This is a genomic window from Kangiella sp. (assembly GCF_014762745.1).
In the GTDB taxonomy this organism is placed as follows: Bacteria; Pseudomonadota; Gammaproteobacteria; order Enterobacterales; family Kangiellaceae; genus Kangiella.
Genome location: NZ_JABURJ010000080.1, coordinates 1 through 2,671 on the forward strand (window position 1 = coordinate 1; position 2,671 = coordinate 2,671).

Genomic DNA, 2,671 nt, shown 5'->3' on the forward strand with positions numbered 1-2,671 from the left:
CTATTAAGGCCGCGACAATGTAGACGCCGAAGCCGGTTAATAGCGAGATAAAGAATGGAGTCGCCCAGCCGAATACGAATTCTCCCAGAATCCACACCGTCGCTGCGCTGACCAAGGTCAAACCTGCGGTAACTTCACCACCGAAGCGTGTGAACAGGCCAAAAGTACCCACAACAAAGACACCGGCGCTACCAAATGCCGAAGCTGTCACCACCAGGTCGTATACCCCTTTGGCGTGTAGCGCAATGTAATACGCCAGACTGCCAAGTATCACAATGCCAATCCGGGCAAATAGCACTTTCTGACGCTCGCTGACCTCATGGTTGCGCTTGCTTAATGGCACCACGATGTTGTGCGAAATCAATGAACTGGAAGCCAATAAGGCACTATCCACCGTTGATAGAATCGCAGATACCAGTGCGCCAGCAAAAATAATGTAGAGCACAGTCGGCAAATAGGTTTTTGCCAGTTCTGGTAATAGCTGCTCAGAGTCGGTGAGGTTTGGCATCAGATTTAAACCAACCAGGCCTAAATACACTGGAATCAAACCCACCAGCAAATATAGGGTTCCGCCCTTCAGCGTCGAGCTACGCGCTTCTTCGGCACTGCGACAGGCCAGCACTCGAGTAATCAGCTCCTGGGTTAGCACGGAACCAAAAATCGGAATCGACCAGGCTTCGAATTTTTGCAGTAGCGTAGAATCTTCTGACACAAAGCTAAAACGAGCAGCATCGACGGTGCTAAGGCTGGCGTTCGGATCGCCACTGGCAAACACAAACACGCCCAATAGCACCAGACCAAGAATCAGAAAGCCCGCCTGAATCACGTCTGTGACCGCAACTGCCAGCAGACCGCCGAGCATGGTGTAAATGATGACCACTGATGCTGCGATGGTAATGGCGTATTCAACCTGCAAACCCGAAAGCGACGACAGGATCTGCCCAAAAGCGCGAATCTGTGCTGCAGCCCACAACATTGAGGCTGGCACTAAAATAATCACCACCAGCTTCTCAATACGCACCGAATAGCGCTGCTTGAACAAGTCGGCGAAAGTAATGAATTTGCGTTTCCATAAAGGTCTGGCGAAAACAAACCCCATAAACAGCAAACACAGCGAGAAGCCAAAGGGGTCAGCGGTACCGCCCGACAAACCATTCTCATAAATCGAGGAAGCCGCTCCGATACAGGTTTCAGCGCCAAACCAGGTCGCGAAAATAGTAAATACCGCCAGACTGGGATTTAAACGCCGGCCTGCCAATAGAAAATCGGTTTCATTCTTCGGTTTGCGTGACGCCCACAGCCCCACCGCAAACTGGATAAGAACAAAGAAAATAACCCCTAGAACCACTATATTCATCGTCTGTCTGGTCCACCTATATCAGAGTCACCCTAACTGTTTAAAAGTTAGGCATCAAAGTGCGCAAAATTAATCCTTTTTTGCTGAAAACTCCAGATTTTTTTCACATCTAATTTGATAGATTGTTGGGCATGCCATACCATTGTGGCACTTATGACTAGTAACCAAATCCTCAAATTGGATAGGAGAACCGTATGTCTAAAGCTTTATTCGCTAAAGCAATCATTACCTTAAGCGCCTTTTTTGCCCTACAGGCAGGCCCTGCCATTGCCTCAGAAAACAAAGAATGGACCATCGATAATGATGCCTCCCAGCTACATTTCGTCTCAGTAAAAAATAACGCCATTGGCGAAGTCAGCACTTTCGAAACCCTCAAAGGCCACCTTAGCGGTAATGGTCAATTCGCGTTGGAGATTTTGCTCGATAGCGTCAATACCGGTATTGAGATCCGTGATCAGCGCATGAAAGAGCATCTGTTTAATAGCGAAACCAACGTCGCCTTTATCGTCAATGGCAGCTTTGATTTAGAACAGCTTAAAGAGCAAAAAGCCGGTACTAGCTCGCAGCACACCCTGGAAGCAGCTATCCAGCTTGGCAACGAAACAGTAGATATCACAGCCCCCGTCACCATCCAAACCCTGCCTGACGACCAACTTCGCGTCACCTCGGCTAGCCCAGTAATCATAGAAGTCAGCAGCCTCAAGCTGGATAAAGGCGTTGATAAATTAAAGTCACTTGCAGGCTTACGCAGCATCGACCGCGTTGTCCCTGTGACTTTTGATTTGTATTTAAAACCGAAGAGCGAGTAGTACCGATATACAATTGATGGCTATTTTCTTATCAGAATTTTCAAGCTAGCACCAATAACCCCCTTTGATTGAGCTGAGTAGTAGCCAAGACATAGCAATTCAAAACAGGACGTTTTGAATAGTAAAATTCGGGCCAGGGATGGAACGTATTTTACGGTGCGTTAAGTGGCTTGGCGGATACGAAGGTAATTTCGCGACGCGAAATCTCAATCACGGGGTGTCTTTTCTTTTCGTCCCTTTTCTTTGGACAAGCAAAGAAAAGGGGCTCGTTGAGTAGCGAAATAGTAAGTATAGGAATGAATAAAAGATAATGGATTTACCCAAGGGCATTCCCTTTGGTCACCCTCCTTCGCGGGCGACCGTAGGAAGTGCCCGTGGTGAATGACAGGACTTACTAGCTAAAACCCAGTCGCCAGACTAACCCCCTCCCTGCCTTTTTTCTGCCAGATTTATCCATAACCGGCCTTTTTCAACTTCTTTTCTCTCCACACTGTTGCGCTTTAAT

At 47.8% G+C, this 2,671-nt stretch carries 2 protein-coding genes; one reads left to right on the top strand and one right to left on the bottom strand.

Going from position 1 to position 2,671, the window contains the following annotated elements:
- The coding region (locus HUJ19_RS05675) for a sodium:solute symporter family protein (protein WP_290622734.1) at window positions 1–1,357 on the bottom strand (1,357 nt) is incomplete at its 3' end.
- Between the two features lie 194 nt (window positions 1,358–1,551).
- On the opposite strand from HUJ19_RS05675, the gene HUJ19_RS05680 reads away from it, so the two are divergent.
- Window positions 1,552–2,166 carry a YceI family protein gene (locus HUJ19_RS05680; protein ID WP_290622735.1) on the top strand — a complete coding sequence of 205 codons (615 nt, stop codon included), beginning with the start codon at window positions 1,552–1,554 and terminating at the stop codon, window positions 2,164–2,166.
- The last annotated feature ends 505 nt before the right edge of the window (window positions 2,167–2,671 follow it).

What these genes read in the sequence shown, in the direction of transcription:
- HUJ19_RS05680 (WP_290622735.1), top strand. Translation starts at nt 1,552, where the DNA reads ATGTCTAAAGCTTTATTCGCTAAAGCAATCATTACCTTAAGCGCCTTT.